The sequence below is a fragment of the Sutcliffiella rhizosphaerae genome, from assembly GCF_917563925.1.
GTDB classification, from domain to species: domain Bacteria; phylum Bacillota; class Bacilli; order Bacillales; family Bacillaceae_I; genus Sutcliffiella_A; species Sutcliffiella_A rhizosphaerae.
On sequence record NZ_CAKJTJ010000010.1, the window covers coordinates 84,260 to 108,849 of the forward strand.

A 24,590-nucleotide genomic window follows, 5' to 3' on the forward strand; every position below is an offset into this window, starting at 1 on the left:
ATGTTAGGGATTCTGCAATGAGATTCAAATTTTTACCCAAAAGGTGATAAGATGATTGAAATGCAAGACGTTTATAAGAAATACCCAAATGGCGTTCAAGCTATGGACGGTATTAATATAAAAATAAAAGCAGGCGAATTTGTCTATGTTGTTGGCCCTAGTGGTGCTGGTAAATCCACGTTCATCAAAATGATGTATCGGGAAGAGAAGCCTACTGGTGGGGATATCGTCATAGATGGAGTAAATCTGTCCAAGCTAAAAGAAAAGAAGGTTCCAATATTAAGAAGGAGCATTGGGGTAGTTTTCCAAGACTTCAAGCTTTTGCCACAATTGACTGTGTATGAAAATGTTGCTTTTGCGCTGGAAGTTATTGAAGAAAGTCCTAAGAATATTAAGAAGCGTGTGATGGAAGTATTAGATCTTGTAAAACTTAAACATAAGGCAAGACATCTCCCAAGCGAACTTTCTGGAGGAGAGCAGCAAAGAATCTCCATCGCGCGGTCCATTGTAAATAAACCGAAAGTCATGATTGCCGATGAGCCAACTGGGAATCTTGATCCAGATACGTCTTGGGAAATCATGAGTATTTTTGAGGATATTAATGCTCAAGGGACCACTATAGTAATGGCTACCCACAACCGTGAAATTGTAAACACAATTAAAAAACGTGTTATTGCCATAGAGCATGGAAAAATAGTGCGTGATCAAGCAGAGGGGGACTACGGATATGAAGCCTAGAACTCTGATGCGTCACTATAAAGAAAGTTTTAAAAGTCTTGCACGAAATGGTTGGATGACATTTGCTTCTGTTAGTGCTGTAACTGTAACGCTTCTGCTTGTTGGTGTATTTTTAGTCATCATGATGAACTTGAACAATGTAGCATCCGAAATTGAAAACGATGTGGAAATTAGAGTTCATATTGACTTGACGGCCGAAGAAGAAGAACAGCAAGTACTTAGAGAGCAAATTTTAGATATAGCTGAAGTGGAATCGATTGATTTCTCTTCAAAGGAAAATGAGTTAAAAAGCTTGGTTGACAGCTTTGGTGAAGAAGGTACCGCGTTTGAATTGTTTGAACAAAACAACCCTCTTTACGATGTTTTTATCGTAAAGACAGCAACGCCGCAAGATACGATAAAAGTTGCGAATGAGATTGAAGGAATGGATAATGCCTACAATGTCATTTATGGAGCAGGAACAGTAGAAAGGCTTTTCACCATTTTTGAGATTGCAAGGAATATTGGACTTGCTCTCATTCTTGGCTTAGTCTTTACGGCTATGTTCTTAATCTCCAATACGATTAAGATTACCATTTTTGCAAGAAGAAAAGAAATAGAAATCATGAAGCTTGTTGGAGCGACAAACGGGTTTATCCGTTGGCCATTTTTCCTAGAAGGATTGTGGTTGGGAATCCTTGGTTCTCTAGTGCCAATTGGAATTATTCTCACATCCTACTATTATTTAATAGATTTGGTACAACCTAGAATCCCACAAGGTACATTTATACAGCTGCTACCATTTTACCCCTTTGCTTTCCAGGTTATTGCTATCCTGGTCGCAATTGGAGCCTTCATCGGTATGTGGGGAAGCATGATGTCCGTCCGTAAATTCTTGAGAGTTTAATAGATTATGACTAAAAAAGAAAACTTTTCGGGAGCATCGCATCTGTTCCTGAAAAGAGTACATAAGAGTTTGGGGGAAAGTAAGGGATGAGAAGAAAGTTTGGTATCGTTGCGATTGCTGCAGTCATTGGTTTTTCCGGATTTTTCTCGTCGGGATTAACAGAAAAAGCATTTGCCAATGAAATGCAACAACGACTCAACGAGGTAAAAGATCAACAATCAAATAATGAATCATCAAGATCAGAAAAACAAAACGAAGTAAATAAGCTTCAATCAGATCAAAAGGATTTAGCTGCTGAAGTGGATCGACTCGATAAGGCAGTTGCCGAAACGAAAAATAAAATTAGTGCTAAAAAAGAAGAAATTGATTCTACTCGCCAAGAAATCGAAAAGTTAAAAGAAGAAATTGAAGTTCTAAAAGAAAGAATTGCAAAGAGAAATGAGCTTCTAGAAGATCGCGCTCGTTCCTTCCAACAGGGTGGAGGAGCCGTTAACTATTTAGATGTTTTGTTAGGTGCACAAAGCTTTGGAGATTTTCTGGACCGCGTTGGTGCGGTAGCAACTATTGTTCAAGCCGATCGTGATATTCTACAAGCTCATCAAGAGGATAAAGAAGCATTAGAGCAAAAAGAGCTTGAAATGCGTGAAAAACTTGCAGCACTAGAACAACAATTGACTGACCTTGAAAATATGGAAGTAGAACTTAAAAAGCAAATTGCTGAAAAAGATAAGCTAATGAAGGAACTAAGACAGAAAGAACAAGCAACAATGCATGAAATTCACCAATTAGAAAATGAAGCGGAAGTTCTTGCTGCACAGGAAAAAGCGATTCGTGCCGAAATTAAAGCGGCGGAAGAGCGAGCAAGAAAAGAAGCAGAAGAGCGTGCGAGAATTGAAGCGGAAAGAAAACGTCTGGAAGAGGAACAACGTAAGAAAGATGCAGAAGCAGCAGCTGCAGCAAAAGCAGCAGGTAAGCCAGCTCCCCCTCCTACACAGGTTTCATCACCTCCACCACCAGTTTCATCCGGAAACTGGACAAGACCTGCAACTGGTAGTGTGACGTCTGGTTTTGGTTCTCGTTGGGGATCACAGCATTACGGTATTGATATCGGTAAAAATGGAAGAACAGGTAATGTTCCAGTCGTTGCAGCAGGAAGCGGTACAGTTTTCCAAGCATACAAATCCAGCTCTTACGGAAATGTAGTTTTCATTACACACTATATGGATGGACAGACTTGGACTACTGTTTATGCACATCTTGATAGCATTGGTGTAAGTGCAGGACAATCCGTCTCAAAAGGAGATTTTATCGGAAATATGGGGAACACAGGCATCTCCACAGGTCCTCACTTACACTTTGAATTACACAGAGGGTCATGGAACGGATCTAAATCAAATGCGGTAAACCCTGCTTCTTATATTAATTTCTAATCTATCCACATATTATGTACAAGCTACACATATACTGGATATAAAGGCATTACACTTTAATGGTGTAATGCCTTTTCTTGCAATTTACCATGTCGTAGCTTGACCTTTACATAAGCTATATTAATACCAACCATCATCAAGCTATGGTACAATTGCGTCATATCTATCGTTCGGCAAGTGGTCAAGGATGAGGAGGAGCTTTCATGAATCGCAAAATAATCACAGTATTAATGCTAGTCTCAGTTTTAATTGGAGCAGCAGGGATGTATGCGGGAATTCACTGGTTTGACAATGGTCCTGTTGCAGCTGTTCCATCCAATTCATTAACAGATTCGGAGCAGGCAGCAGCTCCTCAAGAATCACCAAAACAAATCGCTGAAAACATGGAGAAAATAAAAAAGGCATATGAGATTATATCTTCTCGCTATGTTGAAGAAATGGAACCAAACGAATTAATTGAAGGTGCTATTCAAGGAATGGTTAATACGTTAGAGGACCCATACTCCGTGTATATGGATAAAGATACAGCAGAGCAATTCACTCAATCCCTTGAATCCTCATTTGAAGGAATCGGTGCAGAGGTCGGGATGCAAAATGACAAAGTAACAATCGTTTCGCCTTTTCGCGGTTCTCCAGCTGAAAAAGCCGGACTGCAACCAAATGATCAAATCCTGAAAGTGGATGAAGAGGATATCGCAGGACTTGATCTATACCAGGCAGTGCTAAAAATTCGTGGTGAAAAAGGCTCGGTTGTCAAATTACAAATCCAACGTCCAGGTGTTCAAGAACCATTTAATGTTGACGTAACAAGAGATACAATTCCGATTGAAACAGTTTATTCAGAAACATATGAACAGGAAGGGAAAAAAGTGGGGTACATCCAAATTACTTCATTCTCCCAAAATACAGGGGCAGACTTTAAGGAACAGTTAGCTGCCATTGAAAGCGATAATATTGAGGGTCTGGTGATAGACGTCCGAGGAAACCCTGGTGGACTTTTAGATCAGGTTCAAATTATTGCTTCAGAGCTTGTGACCCAAGAGAAGCCTTATGTGCAAATTGAACAACGCAATGGAGAAAAGCAGCGTTTCTTCTCTTCTATAACCGAGAAGAAACCCTATGAGATTGTCACATTAATCGACAATGGAAGTGCTTCCGCTTCAGAAATACTTGCCGGTGCCTTAAAAGAAGCAGGTGGGTACGAAGTGGTTGGAGATACCTCCTTTGGTAAAGGAACAGTCCAGCAGCCGTTAGAACTTGGAGATGGCAGCAACCTGAAGCTTACGATGTATAAATGGTTAACTCCAGATGGTAACTGGATCCATAAAGACGGAGTAGAGCCGACGGTACCAGTAAAGCAGCCTGACTACTTTTATGCTAATCCAATTAGCTTAGATGAAAATGAAGAGCTAACATTTGATGACAATAATGAAAAAGTAAAAAATGTCCAAGTGATGCTAAAAGGACTTGGTTTTGATCCTGGAAGAGAAGACGGCTATTTCAGTAAAGAAACGGAAAATGCCTTGAAATCCTTCCAAAGCGAAAATGGCATTCCTAATACAGGAAAAGTGACTAACCAAACTGCTGAACAGCTGCAAACAAAACTGCTAGAAGCGGTCCGTTCGAAAGAAAACGATGTTCAACTAAAAGAAGCAATTAACACATTGTTGAAATAATTTTATTCAAGTCAGCTCCTGCTATGGTGGGGGCTGACTTTTATATGATAAAATAAAAAGAAAGTTTGTATAAGTAGGCGGTGATTCACAAATGGAATCATGGGTATTTGAACTATTAAAAGGTGTGGGGCGTCTATTTATCCACCCTGTTTTATATGTAACATTAGCTGTTGCAGTAGTATTAGGATATTTCCGTGTTAAGCGAGAAAGATATGATTTTCTCATAAGGATAGAATACGGATTGACAGAATTTCAAAAGGCTTGTAAAAGTTTACTCATTGGCATAGCCTTGTCTGTTTTTACCATTGGTATCGGTGTTATTTTGCCATTTGGTACCATTGTTCTTCTAGGTCTATTTACCATCCTTTTTACTCTATTTATTAAACCAAGATTGCTATCTTCAGCGTACATTTTTGGATTTGCATTTTTAGGTGTAATCCTTTTACCAAATATTGAAACTAGTATTTCTCTACTGCAAAGTCTGTTTGTTTCTATTGCTGGAACCGATTTATCGACACTTGCACTGTTAATGGGAATGCTTATCGTGGTGGAGGGACTACTTGTTTGGAAGCAAGCATCTTTTCAAACCTCGCCCATGCTCCATAAAAGTAAGCGCGGACTTCCAGTTGGTTCTCATGTTGTGCAGCGCGTCTGGATCCTGCCATTATTTTTGTTTGTACCAGTGACTTCTGGCGGTATCACAACATATTTTGATTGGTGGCCAGTTTTGCAAGTAGGCGAACACACACTTACCATATGGCTTGTTCCGTTTGCAGTAGGCTTTTATCAGCACCTAAGGGCAAGTCTGCCAAAAGTGACTATTCCGATATTAGGGAAACAGCTATTTTTCCTCGGACTATTGGTTTTCCTAATAAGTGCTAGCAGTTTACTATGGGCTACTTCTGCCATTATCGCAGCTATCGTAGCAATTTTTGGACGAGGCTGGTTACAATATCGTACAAGGATACAGGAAGACCGGCAACGACCACTCTTTGTCCAACGTGATGATGGTCTTGTCATCCTAGGAGTGATCCCAGATAGCCCTGCTGAAAAAATGAATCTCCAAATAGGAGAAATCATTACTAAAGTAAATAATATCCCAGTAAAAACCGTCCCTCAATTTTATGAAGCACTTCAGAAAAACAGAGCATTCTGTAAGCTTCACGTTGTCGATATAAATGGGGAGATACGATTTGCGCAATCTGCCTTATATGAAGGAGACCATCATGAATTAGGTCTATTATTCATCCAAGAGGGAAGGAAATGGAAACGGGCGGAAGTGAGTTAGTCGTAAATTTCCAGAATTCAACGGAATTCTAGTATATTTTCATAAGTGTATGGACGATGCTAAACTAAAAGAAACTGGTTATACAACCACATTGTTAAAGTGGTACTATTTTTTCCGGAGAATTTTTTATTTTGTTAATGCCAATTCCTTCGTGGTAATTAATAAATTATAAATCACTTTTTCTGTATTTGCTAAATTCAGTTAAGAATGGTATAATAAAATTAATTATTTTTGTTCGGTGTAAAATTGCGAGAAGAGAAATCTCTTCAATAGAAATTTTTTCTTAAGATAGAATGTTTGAACAAGGGTAGTAATACAAGTGTGGGACATCCCACAATAGGAGACGATAATATGGAACAAGGTACAGTAAAATGGTTCAATGCAGAAAAAGGATTCGGATTCATCGAGCGAGAAGGCGGAGACGATGTATTCGTACACTTCAGTGCTATTCAAAGCGAAGGCTTTAAATCGTTAGAAGAAGGTCAAAAAGTAACGTTTGATATCGAAAACGGCCAACGCGGCCTACAAGCTGCTAACGTTAATAAAGCATAACCAAAGTGAAAAGACTCCATCTTGGAGTCTTTTTACTTTAATTATCTCTTTAGGTTAGAGGAAACAAATAAACATCAAAAAATAAGTTTTATCATGTTTGATACTAGAGGGGATGAGGACTATGAGCTTGGAAATGTTTCGTGTTGGGGAAATAGTAAATATCAGAAAATCTAATGAATTAGTAATAATTTCAAAAAGTCATTATGTGAAAAATATGAAAAGATACTCTTATGTTGTCAATAAATATCCTAATACTTTTTTCTTTGAAGAAGAATTAGTAAAACATAAGAAATAACTGGATGTTTATACATTGCTACGAATCATTTAATGGGGGACCCTGTCCCATACCCATCAAGCTAATTAAAAAATAATACCTCCATTAATGTAAAAACACTATGCTTATCGTAAGAAGTTTACGAGAAAGGATGGTGTTTTTTTATAAATCCTATCATCTTTAGTGAATTGACATTTTTGGCTATCACATCATGGCATTTCTGACAAATGGCGAAATTAAGAGGAAGATAGTTTTTAATTAAAATATTAGTATACTTTAAAGTATAATTATTGGTGAGAAGTACAAAGAATACTGCATTTTTTTCATAAACTATAATGAGAATGAAAAAGGAGTATATAATATGACAGTTAGTATTAAAAAGGAATTGTCTTTTGAACAAGGTGAAGAATTACTTAAAGTATTAAAAACGCGTTTTGAGAAACATAGGTATCGCCATAAAGATATAGAATGGACTAATGTGCAAGCAAAGTTAAATGCTAATATGGAGAAACTATGGTCGCTTAATGAAATGGAAAATACCGGTGGTGAACCAGATGTTATTGGATATGACAAAGAGAAGGATGAATACCTATTTAGTGATTGTGCAGCGGAAAGTCCTAAAGGGCGTAGGAGTTATTGCTATGACCGGGAAGCACTAGAGTCAAGAAAGAAACATAAGCCTGAAAATAATGCTTTTGATATGGCGACTTTTATGGGAATAGAGCTGTTGACAGAGGAACAGTACCGGATGCTACAGAAGCTTGAAAGCTTTGATAAGACGTCGAGCTGGGTGCAAACCCCTGATGATATCAGAAAATTAGGTGGAGCACTTTTTTGTGATTACCGATATGGCCAAGTATTTGTGTATCACAACGGTGCTGAATCCTACTATGCTGCCAGAGGTTTTCGGGGCATGCTAAGAGTGTAAAAGTTAAATCAACAAAAGGTGTCCGAAATCTTCCGGACACCTTTTGTCATAAATTTAGAAGAGGTAATAAAGTTATAGTTTAGAGCATTGCCAACGCCGATGAAGAAAGTGAAGCCCTACCTTTTCACCGCCTTGCGCATTTTTATTACCAAATTGGTGCTAAATCACTGGCAGATTTAATCGCGACAATCATGCTTTTTTCATCTGCAATGTTTTTTCCTGCAATATCAAAGGCTGTTCCATGGTCGACGGATGTACGGATAATGCCACCTTTTAATCCGACCGTAATATTTACGCCTTCTTCAATTCCCATAACTTTTACTGGTGCATGTCCTTGATCATGATAGCATGCTACAACGATATCAAAATCGCCTCTGCCGGCTCTAAAGAAAAGTGTGTCGGCAGGATATGGACCTTCAACGTTAATACCTTCTGATTGAGCTCGCTCAATGCCAGGCAGTAATTTTTCCTCTTCTTCTCCGTTTCCGAATAATCCATTCTCACCTGCATGAGGGTTAATTCCACATACTGCAATTTTAGGAGATTTCAAACCAGCATTTACTAATGTTTCGTGTGCTAGTTTTACTACTTTATAAGTTCTTTCAGGGTTAATGCTTTCAATTGCTTTAATTAGTCCAACATGAGTCGTTAAATGAATGACTCGTAAGTTTGGAGTAGTTAGCATCATAGAGAAATCTTCTGTGTCTGTTAAAGTAGCCAGTATCTCTGTGTGCCCAGGATACAGGTGCCCCCCTAGATGAAGAGCTTCTTTGTTTAAAGGTGCTGTACAAATAGAGTTTATTTTCTTTGCTTTAGCCAATTCAACAGATTTTGCTAAATATTGATAAGCAGCGTCTCCGACTATTCCAGATACTTTCCCGAATGGTGTATCTTCTGGTAGTAGATCCATATCTAAAACGTCAATAGTACCAAAGTCAAATGTTGCTTCAGCTGGGTCACTAATGACACGTAACTGGTGATGTGTATTCGTAATTTCTAGCGCTTTTTTTAGTATTTTGGCATCGCCTATAACGATGGGGTTACAATGGTCGTATACTTCACGATGATTTAAGGCTTTTACGATAATTTCTGGTCCAATACCTGCTGCATCACCCATTGTAATTCCTATTACTGGTTTTTGGTCATTCTTTTTCATAGCTAAGTTCTCCCTTTAATTTCTCAATGGAATCTAGTAAGACGTTTTCTTGTCCAAATCCGCCAGCTTTTGTAATGGCATAGAGTCCATCTACACCAATGAATGAGGAAATTGGTACGCCTACTTCTAGTTCATCGTATAATTGGAAGCCTGTAACATTCCATTGTTCACAGATTTTTTTAGCGGTGTCTCCTCCGGTCATCACGACGCCCTGGAAGAGTTCTTCCTGAAGTAGTCTAGAAGATACTTCGCCAATCATCTTCACAATTTCTTTGCTCGTTTCCGTATAGTTAAAGCCGTTTGTGCCACCAATTTGACGAGCGTATTGAATGTCCTCAGGTTCACCTGCAGAATAAATGACAACATCTTTTCCTTCTTCTGCTAGTTTTCTTACTTCAGAATAGACTCTGTCTATTTCTGAATCTCTAGACTCCATATCTGAAACGGCTTTAAAGGAATCCACTTTTATAGAGCTTATATCTTTATTTTGCAATAGTATCTTTAACTGCTTTCTGGATTGAACATTAACGCTTCCTACTACAGTCAAAATAGGCTTGTTTTTATTTTCAATTGTAAAATTAATGCTAGAAGCTTCTAAACCAAAATGGCTCGGCAAATAATTTGCTAAGCCAGCTGAACCGACTAATCCGACTTTGTATGCCACATTCTTAATTTTTTCGAGTAGCAATTCTAAATCTGAGTCTAACTCAGAATCAATCACAATAAATGCGACATTATTTTCTTTAAATTGGATTAGCTTGTTTTGAAACAATTCTGTATTGCGAAGCTCAGCTAATGTAATTAAGCCTACTTTTTGTCCCATTTGATCGCCTAATAATTTTGGTAAATAGGATTCCAGCACCGGTGTAACCGGATCATTGGCGATTTCTGTTTCTGATAATTTTCGGTCATTCAAATAATGGTAGCCGTCAATTACTTTTCGACCATTATTAGGATAACCTGGAACGATAAAAATAAAATCTTGTTTAAGTTCTTTTTGAAAACCTAATAATTCTGACCCAACATTTCCGCGCATTGTAGAGTCGATCTTTTTGTAAATATATTCTACGCCTTGGTCAAGAAGGAATTTGGTAACATTTGCGACAAGGTCTGCTGCCTCTCCTTTTTCCATTGCACGACTATCTGTATCAAAAACAGCTGCATCCTTGCCGATGATATGCTTTTCATCTTCTTTAAAGAACACGGAGGTTTTTAGTCCGTATTTTGCTAACTGGACGCCACTATCGTTTGCTCCTGTTAAATCATCTGCAATAATTGCTAATTTCATAATTCCTCTCCTTTAGTTAACAAACCACTACATAGTTGCATTAATCTCTTTTACCGGTTTGCCATGTTTTTTCTCTAATCGTTTAGCTAAAAAGCCGATAAAAATTGGTAGTAATATCGCAGTTGTCACTACACTTGCTGCTACTTGAACTGTTGCAATCTCAGCCATAGGCATGAAGGAAGCATTTGCTGCGGCAATTGCCATCGGTGTTCCTACTGCATTCCCGGCGGTTGAACCTTCAGCTGTACCAACAATAGGATTCCAGCGAAGCCATTTAAAGATAAAGTAACCAATTCCACCTGTAAGAAGTACAGTTAGAACGCCTAATAGTATACCACTTATTCCACCTTGGATAATGGATTTAAAGTTAATTCCCATACCTAATGCAAATGCAAAGAATGGAACTAGCTTGTCGCTTCCTTTATACAAGAAATCTCCCATGTCTTTATCTAAGTTACCGATAGCAATACCAACCAACAATGGTAGTAAAACAGCTACAAAGTCAGTAATCGTAAACATACCTTGTGTGAATCCCATTGTCCCAAAAATAGCTAGTGCAACCATTGTTAAAAATGGTCCATCACTTAGGGCTAGAAATGGGTAAGCTGCTTTGTCATCTTCTTTCCCGTATTGACCAGCTAATGCTATATACAACCCACCATTAGAATTTGTCATTGCTGCAATGATTGCTAAAGGTGCTAGACCTAAAAATAATCCATTGGAGTCTGCTAGTAATAATGCAATTAATCCAATACCAGCTCCAATTCCCCATTTAAAAGTTAGTAAAGTTACACCCTTTTTAACAGAAGTACCTGCTGTTTTAAACGTAATTTGTGTACCAGCTATTAATAAAAATAGTGCGATTAATGCGCTAGCACTATTTACAAATAGTGCTTCAGTAAAGCCACCGATTCTTAATGCGTTTGGAAAAAATGTATTGATGGTTGCTGCTAATAGTAAAGGTACAACCATCATTCCACCAGGTATACGATCTAACGTTGCCTTAATTTTCATCTAAAATGCCTCCCTTTTTATAAAGCGCTTTCACTATCAAAGCTTACTTGCATTATAAAATACGAAGTAACATAATGCAACACTATAAAATTAAAATACTTAAAAACTATTAAAAGTGTTTCAAAATGCAACAATCAATTCCACGAAAAAAGCTTAAAGATTTACTCTTTAAGCTTTCTCCATAAAGTAGCCCTATTTATCCCAAGACGCTTTGCAGCTTGGGTTTGATTGTCTTTTTCTTCTTTTAATACTTGTTCAATAATTGCTTTTTCAATCTCTTTTAACGTACCACTAATTGGAAAATTAATAGCGAGTTTATTTTCATTTGTCACTGCTAAAATGGTTTCTTTTTGAAGTACATAATCTTTTTCATCCAACGTTGCCTTTTGAAGTAATTGCTTCAATGAATGAATATTGTGGTCATAGTAAAGGTCTTGAAGGTAATGTAAAGCTTCTTTTGAAATGGCAACTGGTTTTGTTCCAAATTTCTGGTGAAAATCAGCTAAAAAATAGTTAACCAAATCTACAATATCTTCTTTTCGATCAGATAAGGAAGGTAAATGAACATGATTTAATTTTATGTTATGTAAATCGGATTCTTCCCAAAAAACATTACTAATAGCAATGAAATTGATTCCATGTTCGTTACAAATTTGGATACATTTCTTTAATAACTTCATATTAGTATCCCTATTAAAATTTACTAAAAGGATTGTACTTGGATTTAATGTTATTAATTGATTCATGTTGGTATAATCAAATTTATTTGCATCCACTTCAATAAGAAGTCCATTACTAGAGTGATCAAAATGTAATTGAGTGGCTAAAAAATATTTCCCTGTTCCTTTATCACCTGTTAAGAGAATGGGCTCTTTTTGGTCAAACAAAGTTTTTAATACGTTCAATCGATTAGACAATTGTTTAGAAGAACTTGCAACAGGCTCTTTCGCAACATCTTTAATTATTCTTAATCCTTGGCCGTCAAAAGTGACGGTATGTTTATTTAAGGTATAAATTTTAAACGTCTTATCAATAATTTTTCCCTTAACTTGTATCCCATCCGAATTTTTCACGTAGTGCTTTTCAACGGTAGGTTGGACAGATAAACTTGTATGTAACAAGCCCCATTCACTATCCTTGAGTGGTTCTTTAAAATCCTTTAAATGCTTATAAATGAGTGAATTTTCTTCATCAAAAATCATGATGTTTCTATATTCATCTAAAAATAATTTTTTTATTATCATTTCAACATTTGATCGTTTGGATAGCGTATTTAATAAATAGATGGCTTCTTCTATAGCGCGTATTACCGATTCTTTACCAGATTGAAGCAGCATCCCTTTTAGTCCTAATTTGTGCGATGTGTTTATAGTGATTACATCACCTAAAATGTGGTCATACCCTTTATTTTTTAGATTAATTAATAAACCCGCAACTTCATCTGCTGAGTGGATGGTGTACACGTTTATTGGCAAATGTAGGAGTTGAATAATGGCGCTTGCTCCAGTGGTTATGTTTTGGAAACCAACTACAGCGGTTTTTTCGTTAATCCTACTAGCTAACGTGAGGGACCTTGTTAAATCATATCCTGAAAGATGGATATCAATAACAGGCACCGACACAACGCCTTTTATTAGTTTCGCTGTCCCACCTCGACTTATGAATAAGTCAATACCTTCCTGCTCTTTAGCTATAGCTATATCGGCACCTTTTTGTAAATCACCTACAGAGTACGTAATTTCATAATTTGGAAAAAGTGGGATGCAGTCGTTTAAAACCGATACCATCGCAGAATATGGTGCAATAATATGAATGCGTAACATAGTTAACCTGCTCCTAAAATTAATTAGTTGTTATAAATATTGAAACATAATAAAAGAAAAAAAGGTAGTTTAAGGACTATTTCATACAATTTAACTTCCTAGTGAAGAATAAAATGGTGCTGGTATACTTTAAAGATATTTAATTAGGTGCAGTAACGTATTTTTAATCAATTTCTCATAAATAAAAGTGTTCTAATATAGTATGATATTCGATAGGAAGAAGAATCACTAGAATTATTTAAAGCTTATGTAGTGGAGGGAAACCATTTGTTCGAGGAGTTTATATTAACTATTCTTCATGCATTTAAAAGTCTATCCTATTTCGGGGTTGTCTTAGCACTAACCTTCGAATTTATACCTGCTGAACTAGTATTACCTTTAGTAGGATATTGGGTGTATCAAGGGGATTTAAATTTGATTTTAGCAATAAGTGCGGGGAGTATTGGTGGGGTAACTGGCCCGCTAACACTATATGCTCTTGGAAGATTCGGAGGTCGTCCGTTAGTTGAAAAGTTTGGAAAGTACTTATTTATTCGGGAAAAAGATTTGGTTGCCTCGGAAAAATTCTTTGATAAATACGGTCCGATTATTGCTTTTCTAGGAAGGTTTATTCCAGGCGTTAGAACAGTAATCTCTGTACCTTGTGGAATAGCTAAAATGAATGTTTGGGTTTTTTCATTGTACACATTCCTAGCAATGGTCCCTATTACTGCAATATATGTGTATATAGGTTATACATTGGGGCCGCATTGGACGGACGCTGCCTCACTCATAGCAGTATATTTAAAGCCAATTGGGATTGTCATTTTAGTAGTATTAACCTTTTTCTTTTTATGGAAATACCGATCTAAACTAAGAAAAAGATAGAGAGGTTAAAAAGGAATGATTGTCCAACTCTTGCATATATATTAACCGTTATCTAAATAACAAAAAAGAAGATAGCGGGAGTGTAGATAACGATGGAAATTGGATTATCAATCATTTTTATTTTGGTGTTACTCGGTCCTTTGCTTATAAAAAAGGTAGAGGAAAATATCGAAGTTTTTCTGTTAGTAATGGGAATTGTGGCATGCATGGTAAGTGGGGTATATAGTGAAATGCTGTTTTTTATTGCAGCAACAGATCCTATCTTTATTTCAATAGCAGTTATTATCGCTGGTATCTTGTTCAAATGGCTGCAAGAGCCATTGAGTGATATGATTCATTTTATTAAAGATAGAATTCCATTTAAACTGTTCATTTTTATGGTTGTGCTGTTGCTTGGTTTAATCTCCAGTGTCATCACAGCCATTATCGCTGCATTAATGTTGGTTTTTATCGTAATTGAACTCGGGCTTGCTAAAAAGGATAAACTTTTACTAGTTATCCTTTCTTGCTTTTCTATTGGATTAGGAGCTGCATTGACTCCGATTGGTGAACCACTTTCCATCGTAACGATCAGTAAGTTGAATGGTGATTTCTTTTACTTGTTGCGTTTAATAGGGGTAGAAATACTTTTAGCTCTTTTGTTGTTCAGCTTTCTAGCAGCCATTATAATAAAATCCCCCGGAGGGGAAAAAGAGCGTGGGGGAGAGCATAATCAGGAAGAAAACTATGAGGACATCTTTATTAGGGGATTAAAAATATATTTTTTTGTTATGGGCCTGACATTTTTAGGTGCAGGTTTTGAACCATTTATATCAGCATACTTCTTAGGATTGGATCCTTCATTGTTGTACTGGTTGAATATGTCTTCAGCGATACTGGATAATGCCACATTAGCAGCGGCTGAAATTAACCCAGACTTAAGTGAATCGGTCATCCGAGTTATCCTACTTGGTCTTATGATTAGTGGGGGGATGCTGGTTCCAGGTAATATTCCCAATATTATTGCAGCTGGCAAGCTGGGTATCACCAGTAAAGATTGGGCAAAATACGGTGTGCCCATAGGTTTGTGTGTAATGGTGCTTTACTATTTTATTGTCTTATAGGCAGGATAAAGACAAAAAGCAGTAGTGAGTAGCAAAGAAAATGCCATCATAAGTTGGATGAAGACAAAAAACGGTTGTGAGTATCGAAGAAAATGTCATCATAAGCAAGATGAAGACAAAAAGCAGTAGTGAAGAGTGGATGACTTTGCAATTATCCTGGAACTGGTACTCCATTTGAGTGCCCGATATATTGATTTTATAATAATGCGGGTACTTAATCCCCAAATGAGTGCCCGCATTTTCTATTTTGCAATAATGCGGGTACTTAATCCCCAAATGAGTGCCTATATTTCTCATTTTTCTAATTTCCGGGCACTTAATTTCTATTTGAGCGCAATAGGAGCGGAGGAAATCCCCTGCTCCTTATATTCTTTTTACAGATATAGCGGCACGAACTTTTTGCAGGGCTTGTTTTCCTGCATCTTTTTTTGCCATTAGTACGTTTACATAGATGGCATCGATCATTGCTAGCTGAGCAATCCTTGAGGCAAGTGCTTCTGATCGATAATCTGTTTCTTCTGACACAGTATATAATGGTGTATCCACACCTTGACTAAGTGGGGATTTTGCAAAGTTAGTGATTCCGATTGTTTGTACTCCGTTTTCCTTGACGACTTCTAAAATGTGCATCATGTCTTTGGAAGCTCCTGTGTGGGAGATGATGATAGCGACATCTTCTTTCGTCAATTGACTGGCAGACATCAATTGCATATGAGTATCAGATAAAGCGCTTACCGAAATTCCCGTTCGAATAAGTTTATGATAGGCATCCATGGCAATTACATTTGAGCCCCCGCTGCCAAATAACTCTACCTTTCGGGCGCCAAGTATAGTGTCAATTACCTTTTTGAATTGTTCCTCATCAATAATCTTCAGCGTATCCTCTAATGTTTTAATATTAGAGCGGAATACTTTTTCTGCGATTGTTTTTTCGCTATCCTCTTCCATAATGTTTTCATGGATATCGTGAATTGGTTCCACAATTTCAGCCGCTAATGCAATTTTCATTGCCTGATAGCCTTTGAAGCCGATTCGTTGGCAGAATCGAAAAACGGTAGAATCCGCTACTCCAAGATCATCTGCGATTTGGTTAATCGTACTGTGGACAATTTTTTGAGGATTATGGAGAATGTAGTCCGCGATGACAAGCTCTTTTCCCCTAAACTTTGGGTAACGAGAACGTATGCGCATCATACAGTATTGCGTTTCTTGACTGTTCATGGTGCGACCCTCCAAAACTCGTAATCTATTATCTATCATAAATAGAAATAAAAAAAAAAGAAACTATTTTTTGATAACGCTTGCATTTCGAGGAATTTTTTTTCATAATAAGTAAAAGATAAAAAATATTTTTCCTCGAAGAGATTTTTTACATAGAAAGGAGTTTCACATTATGAAACTTGCAATGATTGGGTTAGGCAAGATGGGTTACAATTTAACATTAAATCTGATAGAGAACAAGCATGAGGTGGTCGCATTTGATGTTGATCGTGAAAACGTTATCAAAAGTGAACAAGCTGGTGCAATCGCCGCTTTTACTATTGAAGAGGCATTAGCAAAACTGGAATCCCCTAAAGTTGTGTGGATGATGGTACCTGCTGGCGATATTACCGAAAACGTATTATCAGAGATAAGTGGTTTAGTTACGGAAGGAGATATTGTCATTGACGGTGGCAACTCCAACTATAAAGATACATTGAAAAGAGCGGATATGCTTGCTGCAAAAGGGGTTCATTATTTGGATGTCGGCACGAGCGGTGGCATGGAAGGTGCACGAAACGGAGCTTGCACCATGATTGGCGGTAACGAAGAAGCCTTCAAGCATGTCGAGGGGTTATTCCAAGATATTTGCGTCGAAAATGGCTATTTATATGCTGGTAAATCTGGTAGTGGCCACTTCTTGAAAATGGTGCATAATGGCGTTGAGTATGGCATGATGCAAGCAATTGCGGAAGGCTTTGATATTTTGGAGAAAAGCGACTTTGATTTTGACTATGAAAAGGTTGCTAGGGTATGGAATAATGGGTCGGTCGTTCGTTCTTGGTTAATGGAACTTACGGAAAATGCCTTTAGTAAGGATGCTAGATTAGAAGGAATTAAAGGAGTCATGCATTCCTCAGGAGAAGGAAAATGGACGGTAGAGACGGCCTTAGATCTCCAAGCAGCAGCTCCAGTTATTGCACTGTCATTAATGATGAGATATCGCTCTTTAGAGCCAGATACGTTTTCGGGTAAAGTGGTAGCAGCATTGCGGAACGAATTCGGCGGACATGCCGTAGAGAAAAACTAATTTTTAGGAGGAAGACATAATGTCTGGATCTATGTTAATTTTAATCGCAGCAGCTGCTGTGTTTGTGCTACTGTTTTTAGTTATTCGTACAAAGCTGCATGCCTTTGTTGCACTTTTGCTTGTAAGTTTACTAGTAGGTATTGCCTCAGGGATGCCACTAAATGAAGTAACAGCTTCCGTCCAGAGCGGGATGGGAGGCACTTTAGGTTTCGTTGCAGTCGTAGTGGGACTTGGTGCTATGTTCGGTAAGATGCTTGAAGTATCTGGTGGAGCAGAAAGACTTTCGCAAACCCTTATGAAGAAGTTTGGTGAAGAGAAGTCACAATGGGCACTAGGTATTACAGGATTCATCGTCGCAATTCCCGTTTTCTTTGATGTTGGTTTTATTATCTTAGTACCAATTCTTTATGGTTTAGCTAAAAAGACAGGTAAATCTCTATTACACTACGGTATACCATTACTAGCAGGACTTGCTGTTGCACATAGCTTCCTTCCGCCAACTCCCGGACCAATGGCTGTTGCAGAATTAATAGGTGCTGATTTAGGGTGGGTAATCCTATTTGGTGTGATCGCTGGTATCCCAGCAATGATTATTGCAGGTCCGATTTTCGGTAAATATATTGGGAAGAGAATTCATGTAATGGTTCCTTCTTATATGGACGTTGAAGATAAAGAATATGATAAGGATCTTCCAAGTTTTAAATTAATTGCTACTATCATTTTAATTCCATTAGTTTTGATTCTAGTGAATACGTTTTCAACTGTTATATACGAACAAGAGCATATCGTACGTCAAATTACGACCTTTATTGGGCATCCATTCGTTGCGTTAACATTAGCAACTCTATTAACCTTCTATTTCTTAGGTACAAAGCGTGGGTACACGAGACAAGAAGTGCAAGATATTGCAACTAAAGCACTTGAGCCAGCCGGAATTATTATTCTTGTAACTGGTGCCGGTGGAGTATTTAAGCAAGTATTAATAGATTCAGGTGTAGGGGATGTGCTTGGTGAAATGATGGCAGGTTCAGCACTACCTCCAATCGCGCTAGCGTTCTTAATTGCAACTGCTGTCCGTGTTGCGCAAGGTTCTGCAACTGTGGCAATGGTTACGGCGGCAGGGTTAATAACACCACTTATTAGCATTCTCGGTCTTGAAGGTCCCGTTCTGGGATTAATCGTTATTGCCATTGCATCTGGAGCAACTGTACTTTCTCATGTGAATGATTCAGGCTTCTGGCTTGTGAACAGGTACTTCGGGTTGAATGTAAAAGATACACTGAAATCTTGGACAGTAATGGAAACCATTATTGGATTAGTTGGGTTTGCTATTGCATTGACCATTGGTTTTTTCATAAGCTAAAAGCTACATTGGGTCAAGGAAACCGTTTCCTTGGCCCGATATCTGTTTAGCACGTTCATTTTTGAGGCTTTATATGATTAGAAGAGAAGGAGAGAATCTCATCATGAAAACTTATATGCTCGGCGTTGATATAGGTACAACAAGTACTAAAGCGGTACTTTTCACGAAAGATGGAAAGGTAAAAAGTCAGCATGCTGTCGAATATCCGTTATACACACCTGAGATGGGAGCGGCTGAACAGGATCCAAATGAAATACTGGAAGCTGTGACGATTTCTATTCGTGAGGCTGTGACACTCGGTGGAATAGACTTAGAGGAGCTTTCTCATATAAGCTTTAGTGCTGCAATGCATAGTGTCATTGCAGTGGATCAAGACGGACGCCCGTTAACGAAAAGTATCACATGGGCAGATCAGCGCAGTGAGAAATGGGCGAAAAAAATAAAGAATGAATGGAATGGATATGAGATCTATCGAAAAACGGGGACACCAATCCATCCTATGTCTCCGCTTGTGAAATTGGTTTGGCTGCGTCATGAACATCCAGAAATTTTTCATGCTACAAATAAATTCATCTCTATTAAAGAGTTTGTGTTTCATCAGTTTTTTGGAGAATATGTCGTGGATCATTCCATTGCCTCTGCAACAGGAATGCTTAACCTAGAAAAGCTTGACTGGGATGAAAGTGCACTAGCAGTAGCAGAGGTAACGGTAGACAAGTTTTCCCGATTAGTTCCTACAACAGAGGTGATGAGCGGATTACTACCAGAATGGGCAGAAAAACTTGGACTGACTACTGATACGAAATTTGTCATTGGTGCAAATGACGGGGTTCTTTCCAATCTTGGAGTCAATGCGGTGCAGCCAGGGGTGGTGGCCTTAACGATAGGAACTAGTGGTGCAATTCGTACAGTTGCTGATCGTCCTGTAACAGATCCAAAGGGGAGAACGTTTTGTTATGCTTTGACAGAAAATCATTGGGTTATCGGTGGTCCTGTCAATAATGGCGGAATGATCATGCGGTGGCTACGGGATGAATTTTGCCAAAGGGAAGTGGAAGAAGCGGCTAAACTCGGTGTGGATCCTTATGGTGTCATGACACAGAAAATTGCACAAGTCAAGCCGGGTGCGGAAGGTGTACTTTTCCATCCTTATTTAACTGGTGAGCGTGCACCGTTATGGAACGGAAATGCTCGCGGATCCTTCTATGGGCTTGGTATTCACCATAAGCGAGAGCATATGATGAGGGCAGTACTGGAAGGCATTAACTTAAATCTCTATACGGTTTTACTAGCGTTGGAAGAAATTATTGGCATCCCGGAAAAAATCCATGCAACTGGTGGTTTTGCTCGTTCGGAAGTTTGGTGCCAAATGCTTGCCAATATTTTTAACCAAGAAGTAAGCATACCCGAAAGTGTGGAAAGTTCTTGTTTAGGTGCAGCAGTCCTAGGTATGTATGCACTTGGTGAAATTGATTCCTTTGATGTGATGAATGATATGGTAGGTACAACAAATGGATATGTCCCTGATAAAAAAGAAGTGGATGTATACAAAAAATTGACACCACTATTTATTCGCTTAAGCCGATTGTATGAGCAGGAATTTGATGCAGTCGTTGAGTTTCAAAAAGAAGTAAAATAGTATTACAATGCCAAATAAAAAAGAACGACATTCTCACTATCACTACCATACCGAGATTGTCGTTCTTTTCTATATACTTGATTCCATTTTTCCTGCTTCGTCTTTGTTGTGCGTGTTCGCATATCAGCCAACGAATAAGTTCCCCTCCCATACTCTGGATTACGTTTACCTTCTCGAATTTGTTTTTCGCGCATTTTTTTTGCTTTGCTTTTTGCCATCTTCATCACTCCTAACGTATTGTTACATGGTAACTAGTAGTAAATAAAATGTACTTTGTGCAAGAAAAATGCATATCAAAATAAAGTAAGCATTTGTCTTAACTACAATTTTTACCATTAACAAGAGTATAATTGAAATTGAGGAAGTTGGAAATAGAAATTCACCTATTCCCTATATTTTTCATCCGTTAGTTTCTGTTATAATAACACTATTGTGTAATTTTTGAGAGGCAGGTACGTATACGTGAAACAAGAACTTTTAAATAAAGAAATTGACCGCAGAAGAACATTTGCGATTATTTCGCATCCGGATGCTGGTAAAACGACGTTGACGGAGAAGCTTTTACTTTTCGGAAATGTGATTCGTTCAGCGGGTACAGTGAAAGGTAAAAAGTCAGGGAAATTTGCGACATCGGATTGGATGGAAATTGAGAAAAAACGTGGAATATCTGTAACTTCCAGTGTGATGAGCTTTGAGTACATGGATAAACATATCAACATTCTGGATACTCCAGGACATGAAGACTTCAGTGAAGATACGTACAGGACATTGACAGCGGTAGACAGTGCCGTGATGATTATTGACTGTACAAAAGGGGTTGAACCTCAGACGATCAAGCTTTTCAAGGTTTGTCGTATGCGTGGTATTCCTATTTTTACGTTCATCAATAAGCTTGATCGTGAAGGAAAAGAACCACTTGCGCTTCTTGAAGAGATAGAAGAAGTGCTAGGAATCGAATCCTATGCAATGAACTGGCCAGTCGGGATGGGTAAACGCTTCTTAGGTGTGTATGATCGCTACAATGAGGTGTTTATTCGTTATCAAGGAAAAGATGAAGAAGAACGCATTCCATTTAATGAACTGGATGATGTGGAAGAAATTTCTACACATCCAACCTTTATTCAGGCTAAAGAGGATTTTGAACTTTTAGAAGAGGCTGGTAACGATTTTGACATCGACAAGGTGAAAAATGGCTTGCAAACCCCAGTGTTTTTCGGAAGTGCTATTTCTAATTTTGGTGTGGAAATGTTTTTCCGTACGTTTTTAGATTTAGCTAGTGAACCTCAACCACGTCAAACGGAAACAGAAAAAATAGTACCAAAATCAGAAGGATTCTCCGGCTTTATTTTCAAAATCCAGGCAAATATGAATCCTGCACATAGGGACCGACTAGCGTTCTTACGAATTTGTTCTGGTGTGTTTGAGCGCGGTATGACTGTAACAGTAAGTCGTACTGGCAAGACTATTAAGCTAACGCAATCACAGCAGTTTCTAGCATCTGACCGTGAAACTGTCGATCAGGCTTATCCAGGGGATATTATCGGAATTTATGATCCTGGTGTCTACCAAATTGGAGATTCGTTGTTCGACGGAAATCAGAACATTGAATTTGATGAAATCCCAACGTTTGCTCCAGAGCTTTTTGTTCGAGTCGAAGCTAAGAATGTGATGAAAGGGAAACAGTTCGGAAAAGGAATTACTCAACTTGTACAAGAAGGTGCCATTCAACTATTCCGTCAATATGGAACAGAGTCCTATATTTTAGGAGCGGTAGGACAGCTTCAACTTGATGTTTTTGAATATCGTATGAAGGGTGAGTACAATGTCGAGGTTGTCTATAATATTATAGGCTCAAAAATTCCGCGTTGGCTCGAAGATCAAAAAGTCGATACATCTTTATTTGACTCTCGCAATATTTTAGTGAGAGACCGCAATGACCAATATGTCGCGCTATTTGATAGTGATTTCTCCTTAAGATGGTTCCAAGATAAAAATCCAGATGTTGGGTTGATTGACATTATGGAGGAAGAAGAATAGAGTATGCCCAAAACTGCCATGAAGGTAAGTTTTGGGTTTTTTAAGTGAAAAAATAATGTTCGACAAAAAGTGCAGAGATCATCTAAAACAAACCCTCTTTTCATCCGATATAAAACAAAAAGAACAAAGGGGATAAAAGGGGGAAACTGTGTGACAAATAAAGCACCGGAAGATAAAAAATGGATGTTAGAACATCTATACAAGACCAGACAGTTTGTTGTTGGGACTATGACTATCCTACAAGTAAATGGAAAGGAAGTTTCCACAGGTAGGACCAAGATATATCTCGAAGAACTTAGTATGGAAAAAATTCGTTTTATTTCTAAAGTACAAATCCCTGAAAATAGTGATGTGCTGCTAGGGTTAAACTTTCAAGTGGCAGGTCAAGACCTTGACTTTAAAGCTACCATTATTGGTATGCATGCGAATACGAAGAAAAGGAAATATACATATTTGGTGGAATTAATAACAGAAGATGATCAAGACATACAAACGATACATACATTCGTTAATAAAATCCAGCTTGCAAATAAACAGAAAAAGCTTCGCAGTGTGACAGAGACAGCTGTTGAAGTAGAATAAGCCGCCTTTATTAAGGTGGTTTTTTTATTTAACGAAACCTACTTCTTATATTTTCCGTCAAACTAAGAAAAAGAATGGGGGTGCAAGATGGATAGGAGGAACACCTTATCGGATGAGAAACGAGAAGAGCTTGTGATTTCGGCTATGAACCAGCATGGTGAGGAGATTAAACGCCTCATTTTCACATATGTCCGCAATTATTCTGTAGTAGATGATCTATCTCAAGAAGTATTTGTTAAAGTATATAAAAATCTTCACTTATTCCGAGGCGAAAGTACGATGAAGACATGGATATATCGAATCGCCATTAATATATGTAAGGACTATTTAAGCAGTTTCAAATATAAAGTGCAGCAGTTGGTTAATCCAATACTCGTAAGTAAAGAACAACCAGAGGAAAAGGCATTGGCGTCTGAAGAAAACAGAGAGCTTGCTCAATTAGTGATGGCTTTACCGTTAAAATATAGGGAAGTACTCATTCTACATTACTATCGTGATTTTTCCATTGAAGAGATATCGGAGCTTCTCTCTTTAAAACAAAATACGGTAAAAACACATTTGCGAAGAGGAAGGGAAAAAATAAAGGGCATTTTAGCAAAAGGAGGGCTCGATTATGAACAGGAATCCAGAAAAGGATCACTTTAAAAAAGAGATGGATCATTATATCTCCCCACACTCAATGTTTACGGGGGTTGACCGAAACCGAATTCTCGAACGCATTGAACGTGCAAAAAGAAGAAAAAAATGGTGGGGTAATCCTAAAATGGCATTGAGCATCCTACTGTTATTCATCGTAGCTGGAAGTTTGTATGTGTTGATAAACCAGAGCAATCAAGAAGAGGTTTTATCAGCACAAGAAGTAATAGATACTCTTTATGTGGGAATGTCTCAGGAAGAAGTGTGGAGTTATTTAGGAACAGATTATCTAGAAGTAGAACCAAGTAAGGATAGCGGTCCTAAATATGAATTGCATCGTTATGATTACCCGCTAAAGGAAGGGTATGAGTTTATAACGAGCATTGATGAATTAGATATTGAAGGGGTAAAAACGGGAATGATGGGGATGCAAGTGTCAGTATTTATTGATTCCAATAACCATGTGGCAGGTTATTCTGTGCTATATAAAAATAATGCCGGAAAAACGCTCATTCATTCAGTTTGGGGAGAAAAAGTAGAAGAAATTGCACCGTAACTGATTGATTCTATTTTCAATAGCTAAAAACTGCTATACTAACAATAATAGAATATCGGCAAGGATGGAAAAGAGGTTTTTATTTTGTTAGTAAAGCTTTTATTGGCACTAGTTCTCCCCGCGTTACTTGTTATTTTGTTTACACGAGTCACATATAATTTATATGTTGGTACTTGTCTGGCAGTAGTCCTGCTAGCAGGTTCCTTATACAAGGGGCACGGGAATGAATGGTATGTCATCTTAATAGATATCGTGTCGTTGGTGATTGGCTTTTGGTATGCAAAAAGAATGGTAAAGAAATTTAGATAAGAAATGGAGCGAAAATATGCTCCATTTCTTTTTATATGTGCGCCCGGCATGGGTGCAATCTATAGGGTGCAAGTCCCGAACTGTGAAGACAGAAGTAGCAGTTAGCTTAACGCAAGGGTGTCCATGGCGACGTGGAATCTGAAGGAAGCGGGCGG

General features: G+C 38.0%; 24 protein-coding genes. 18 read left to right on the forward strand and 6 right to left on the reverse strand.

The window, feature by feature from the left end; translation table 11 throughout:
* Positions 1 to 51 precede the first annotated feature (51 nt).
* The 8 genes from ftsE (at position 52) to LRP81_RS11120 (ending at position 7,772) form a co-directional block, all read left to right on the forward strand.
* The gene (ftsE, locus tag LRP81_RS11085; protein WP_230501341.1) at positions 52 to 738 is read left to right on the forward strand and encodes a cell division ATP-binding protein FtsE; all 687 of its coding nucleotides are present in this window, start codon (positions 52 to 54) and stop codon (positions 736 to 738) included.
* Complete coding sequence (ftsX, locus tag LRP81_RS11090) at positions 728 to 1,624, forward strand: permease-like cell division protein FtsX (protein WP_230501342.1); 897 nt, start codon at positions 728 to 730, stop codon at positions 1,622 to 1,624. The genes ftsE and ftsX overlap by 11 nt, the downstream gene beginning before the upstream one ends.
* Before the next feature lie 86 nt (positions 1,625 to 1,710).
* Positions 1,711 to 3,054 carry a murein hydrolase activator EnvC family protein gene (locus LRP81_RS11095; RefSeq protein ID WP_230501343.1) on the forward strand — a complete coding sequence of 448 codons (1,344 nt, stop codon included), beginning with the start codon at positions 1,711 to 1,713 and terminating at the stop codon, positions 3,052 to 3,054.
* A 203-nt stretch (positions 3,055 to 3,257) separates the two neighbouring features.
* Positions 3,258 to 4,730 carry a S41 family peptidase gene (locus tag LRP81_RS11100; protein WP_230501344.1) on the forward strand — a complete coding sequence of 491 codons (1,473 nt, stop codon included), beginning with the start codon at positions 3,258 to 3,260 and terminating at the stop codon, positions 4,728 to 4,730.
* Positions 4,731 to 4,821: 91 nt separating this feature from the next.
* Entirely contained in the window at positions 4,822 to 6,018 is a 1,197-nt protein-coding gene (locus LRP81_RS11105; protein WP_230501345.1) for a PDZ domain-containing protein, read from the forward strand.
* Positions 6,019 to 6,369: 351 nt separating this feature from the next.
* Entirely contained in the window at positions 6,370 to 6,570 is a 201-nt protein-coding gene (locus LRP81_RS11110) for a cold-shock protein (protein ID WP_230501346.1), read from the forward strand.
* Between the two features lie 121 nt (positions 6,571 to 6,691).
* Positions 6,692 to 6,865: a hypothetical protein gene (locus tag LRP81_RS11115; RefSeq protein ID WP_230501347.1), complete on the forward strand. Its 174-nt coding sequence runs from the start codon at positions 6,692 to 6,694 to the stop codon at positions 6,863 to 6,865.
* 340 nt (positions 6,866 to 7,205) lie between these two features.
* Entirely contained in the window at positions 7,206 to 7,772 is a 567-nt protein-coding gene (locus LRP81_RS11120; RefSeq protein ID WP_230501348.1) for a DUF4256 domain-containing protein, read from the forward strand.
* Between the two features lie 145 nt (positions 7,773 to 7,917).
* Here the strand turns inward: LRP81_RS11120 and pdxA are convergent, their stop codons facing one another.
* The 4 genes from pdxA to LRP81_RS11140 all read right to left on the reverse strand — a co-directional run bounded on the left by pdxA (position 7,918) and on the right by LRP81_RS11140 (position 13,053).
* Positions 7,918 to 8,928, reverse strand: a complete 1,011-nt coding sequence (gene pdxA / locus LRP81_RS11125) for a 4-hydroxythreonine-4-phosphate dehydrogenase PdxA (protein ID WP_230501349.1) — start codon at positions 8,926 to 8,928, stop codon at positions 7,918 to 7,920.
* A complete protein-coding gene (locus LRP81_RS11130) occupies positions 8,915 to 10,216 on the reverse strand; it encodes a four-carbon acid sugar kinase family protein (protein ID WP_230501350.1) in 1,302 nt (433 codons plus the stop codon). The genes pdxA and LRP81_RS11130 overlap by 14 nt, the downstream gene beginning before the upstream one ends.
* 27 nt (positions 10,217 to 10,243) lie before the next feature.
* On the reverse strand, positions 10,244 to 11,230 hold the full coding sequence (locus LRP81_RS11135) for a 2-keto-3-deoxygluconate permease (protein WP_230501351.1): 987 nt from the start codon (positions 11,228 to 11,230) through the stop codon (positions 10,244 to 10,246).
* Between the two features lie 161 nt (positions 11,231 to 11,391).
* Positions 11,392 to 13,053 (reverse strand): sigma-54-dependent Fis family transcriptional regulator, encoded by a 1,662-nt coding sequence (locus LRP81_RS11140; RefSeq protein WP_230501352.1) that lies wholly within the window; start codon positions 13,051 to 13,053, stop codon positions 11,392 to 11,394.
* 267 nt (positions 13,054 to 13,320) lie between these two features.
* Here LRP81_RS11140 and LRP81_RS11145 point away from each other — a divergent pair, with 267 nt between their 5' ends.
* Both LRP81_RS11145 and LRP81_RS11150 read left to right on the forward strand, forming a co-directional pair.
* On the forward strand, positions 13,321 to 13,920 hold the full coding sequence (locus LRP81_RS11145) for a DedA family protein (RefSeq protein ID WP_230501353.1): 600 nt from the start codon (positions 13,321 to 13,323) through the stop codon (positions 13,918 to 13,920).
* 92 nt (positions 13,921 to 14,012) lie between these two features.
* On the forward strand, positions 14,013 to 15,023 hold the full coding sequence (locus LRP81_RS11150) for a DUF1646 family protein (RefSeq protein ID WP_230501354.1): 1,011 nt from the start codon (positions 14,013 to 14,015) through the stop codon (positions 15,021 to 15,023).
* Between the two features lie 363 nt (positions 15,024 to 15,386).
* Here LRP81_RS11150 and LRP81_RS11155 read toward each other — a convergent pair whose 3' ends face one another.
* Positions 15,387 to 16,244 (reverse strand): MurR/RpiR family transcriptional regulator, encoded by an 858-nt coding sequence (locus LRP81_RS11155; protein ID WP_230501355.1) that lies wholly within the window; start codon positions 16,242 to 16,244, stop codon positions 15,387 to 15,389.
* A gap of 172 nt (positions 16,245 to 16,416) precedes the next feature.
* Here LRP81_RS11155 and gnd point away from each other — a divergent pair, with 172 nt between their 5' ends.
* The 3 genes from gnd (at position 16,417) to gntK (ending at position 20,315) form a co-directional block, all read left to right on the forward strand.
* Positions 16,417 to 17,313, forward strand: a complete 897-nt coding sequence (gene gnd, locus LRP81_RS11160; protein WP_230501356.1) for a phosphogluconate dehydrogenase (NAD(+)-dependent, decarboxylating) — start codon at positions 16,417 to 16,419, stop codon at positions 17,311 to 17,313.
* A 19-nt stretch (positions 17,314 to 17,332) separates the two neighbouring features.
* Positions 17,333 to 18,676, forward strand: coding sequence for a GntT/GntP/DsdX family permease (locus tag LRP81_RS11165; protein ID WP_230501357.1), 1,344 nt, complete (start codon positions 17,333 to 17,335; stop codon positions 18,674 to 18,676).
* Positions 18,677 to 18,779: 103 nt separating this feature from the next.
* Positions 18,780 to 20,315, forward strand: coding sequence for a gluconokinase (gene gntK / locus LRP81_RS11170; protein WP_230501358.1), 1,536 nt, complete (start codon positions 18,780 to 18,782; stop codon positions 20,313 to 20,315).
* 2 nt (positions 20,316 to 20,317) lie between these two features.
* On the opposite strand, the gene LRP81_RS11175 is transcribed toward gntK, so the two are convergent.
* Positions 20,318 to 20,533, reverse strand: a complete 216-nt coding sequence (locus LRP81_RS11175) for a hypothetical protein (RefSeq protein WP_230501359.1) — start codon at positions 20,531 to 20,533, stop codon at positions 20,318 to 20,320.
* A 244-nt stretch (positions 20,534 to 20,777) separates the two neighbouring features.
* Between LRP81_RS11175 and LRP81_RS11180 the strand changes: the two genes are divergently transcribed.
* From LRP81_RS11180 to LRP81_RS11200, 5 genes are all read left to right on the forward strand, one after another.
* A complete protein-coding gene (locus tag LRP81_RS11180) occupies positions 20,778 to 22,352 on the forward strand; it encodes a peptide chain release factor 3 (RefSeq protein WP_230501360.1) in 1,575 nt (524 codons plus the stop codon).
* Positions 22,353 to 22,502: 150 nt separating this feature from the next.
* Positions 22,503 to 22,934 carry a hypothetical protein gene (locus LRP81_RS11185; protein ID WP_230501361.1) on the forward strand — a complete coding sequence of 144 codons (432 nt, stop codon included), beginning with the start codon at positions 22,503 to 22,505 and terminating at the stop codon, positions 22,932 to 22,934.
* An 87-nt stretch (positions 22,935 to 23,021) separates the two neighbouring features.
* Positions 23,022 to 23,579, forward strand: a complete 558-nt coding sequence (locus LRP81_RS11190) for a sigma-70 family RNA polymerase sigma factor (RefSeq protein WP_230501362.1) — start codon at positions 23,022 to 23,024, stop codon at positions 23,577 to 23,579.
* Positions 23,548 to 24,126 carry a hypothetical protein gene (locus LRP81_RS11195; RefSeq protein WP_230501363.1) on the forward strand — a complete coding sequence of 193 codons (579 nt, stop codon included), beginning with the start codon at positions 23,548 to 23,550 and terminating at the stop codon, positions 24,124 to 24,126. Before LRP81_RS11190 ends, LRP81_RS11195 begins: the two co-directional genes overlap by 32 nt.
* 84 nt (positions 24,127 to 24,210) lie before the next feature.
* Positions 24,211 to 24,435, forward strand: a complete 225-nt coding sequence (locus LRP81_RS11200) for a DUF2198 family protein (RefSeq protein WP_230501364.1) — start codon at positions 24,211 to 24,213, stop codon at positions 24,433 to 24,435.
* Positions 24,436 to 24,590: the final 155 nt, after the last annotated feature.

What these genes read in the sequence shown, in the direction of transcription:
- LRP81_RS11115 (WP_230501347.1), top strand. Translation starts at nt 6,692, where the DNA reads ATGAGCTTGGAAATGTTTCGTGTTGGGGAAATAGTAAATATCAGAAAA.
- LRP81_RS11155 (WP_230501355.1), bottom strand. Translation starts at nt 16,244, where the DNA reads ATGAACAGTCAAGAAACGCAATACTGTATGATGCGCATACGTTCTCGT.
- LRP81_RS11095 (WP_230501343.1), top strand. Translation starts at nt 1,711, where the DNA reads ATGAGAAGAAAGTTTGGTATCGTTGCGATTGCTGCAGTCATTGGTTTT.
- LRP81_RS11195 (WP_230501363.1), top strand. Translation starts at nt 23,548, where the DNA reads ATGAACAGGAATCCAGAAAAGGATCACTTTAAAAAAGAGATGGATCAT.
- ftsX (WP_230501342.1), top strand. Translation starts at nt 728, where the DNA reads ATGAAGCCTAGAACTCTGATGCGTCACTATAAAGAAAGTTTTAAAAGT.
- LRP81_RS11140 (WP_230501352.1), bottom strand. Translation starts at nt 13,053, where the DNA reads ATGTTACGCATTCATATTATTGCACCATATTCTGCGATGGTATCGGTT.
- ftsE (WP_230501341.1), top strand. Translation starts at nt 52, where the DNA reads ATGATTGAAATGCAAGACGTTTATAAGAAATACCCAAATGGCGTTCAA.
- LRP81_RS11175 (WP_230501359.1), bottom strand. Translation starts at nt 20,533, where the DNA reads ATGGCAAAAAGCAAAGCAAAAAAAATGCGCGAAAAACAAATTCGAGAA.
- LRP81_RS11130 (WP_230501350.1), bottom strand. Translation starts at nt 10,216, where the DNA reads ATGAAATTAGCAATTATTGCAGATGATTTAACAGGAGCAAACGATAGT.
- LRP81_RS11190 (WP_230501362.1), top strand. Translation starts at nt 23,022, where the DNA reads ATGGATAGGAGGAACACCTTATCGGATGAGAAACGAGAAGAGCTTGTG.
- gnd (WP_230501356.1), top strand. Translation starts at nt 16,417, where the DNA reads ATGAAACTTGCAATGATTGGGTTAGGCAAGATGGGTTACAATTTAACA.
- LRP81_RS11100 (WP_230501344.1), top strand. Translation starts at nt 3,258, where the DNA reads ATGAATCGCAAAATAATCACAGTATTAATGCTAGTCTCAGTTTTAATT.
- LRP81_RS11165 (WP_230501357.1), top strand. Translation starts at nt 17,333, where the DNA reads ATGTCTGGATCTATGTTAATTTTAATCGCAGCAGCTGCTGTGTTTGTG.
- LRP81_RS11120 (WP_230501348.1), top strand. Translation starts at nt 7,206, where the DNA reads ATGACAGTTAGTATTAAAAAGGAATTGTCTTTTGAACAAGGTGAAGAA.
- LRP81_RS11150 (WP_230501354.1), top strand. Translation starts at nt 14,013, where the DNA reads ATGGAAATTGGATTATCAATCATTTTTATTTTGGTGTTACTCGGTCCT.
- LRP81_RS11105 (WP_230501345.1), top strand. Translation starts at nt 4,822, where the DNA reads ATGGAATCATGGGTATTTGAACTATTAAAAGGTGTGGGGCGTCTATTT.
- pdxA (WP_230501349.1), bottom strand. Translation starts at nt 8,928, where the DNA reads ATGAAAAAGAATGACCAAAAACCAGTAATAGGAATTACAATGGGTGAT.
- LRP81_RS11110 (WP_230501346.1), top strand. Translation starts at nt 6,370, where the DNA reads ATGGAACAAGGTACAGTAAAATGGTTCAATGCAGAAAAAGGATTCGGA.
- gntK (WP_230501358.1), top strand. Translation starts at nt 18,780, where the DNA reads ATGAAAACTTATATGCTCGGCGTTGATATAGGTACAACAAGTACTAAA.
- LRP81_RS11135 (WP_230501351.1), bottom strand. Translation starts at nt 11,230, where the DNA reads ATGAAAATTAAGGCAACGTTAGATCGTATACCTGGTGGAATGATGGTT.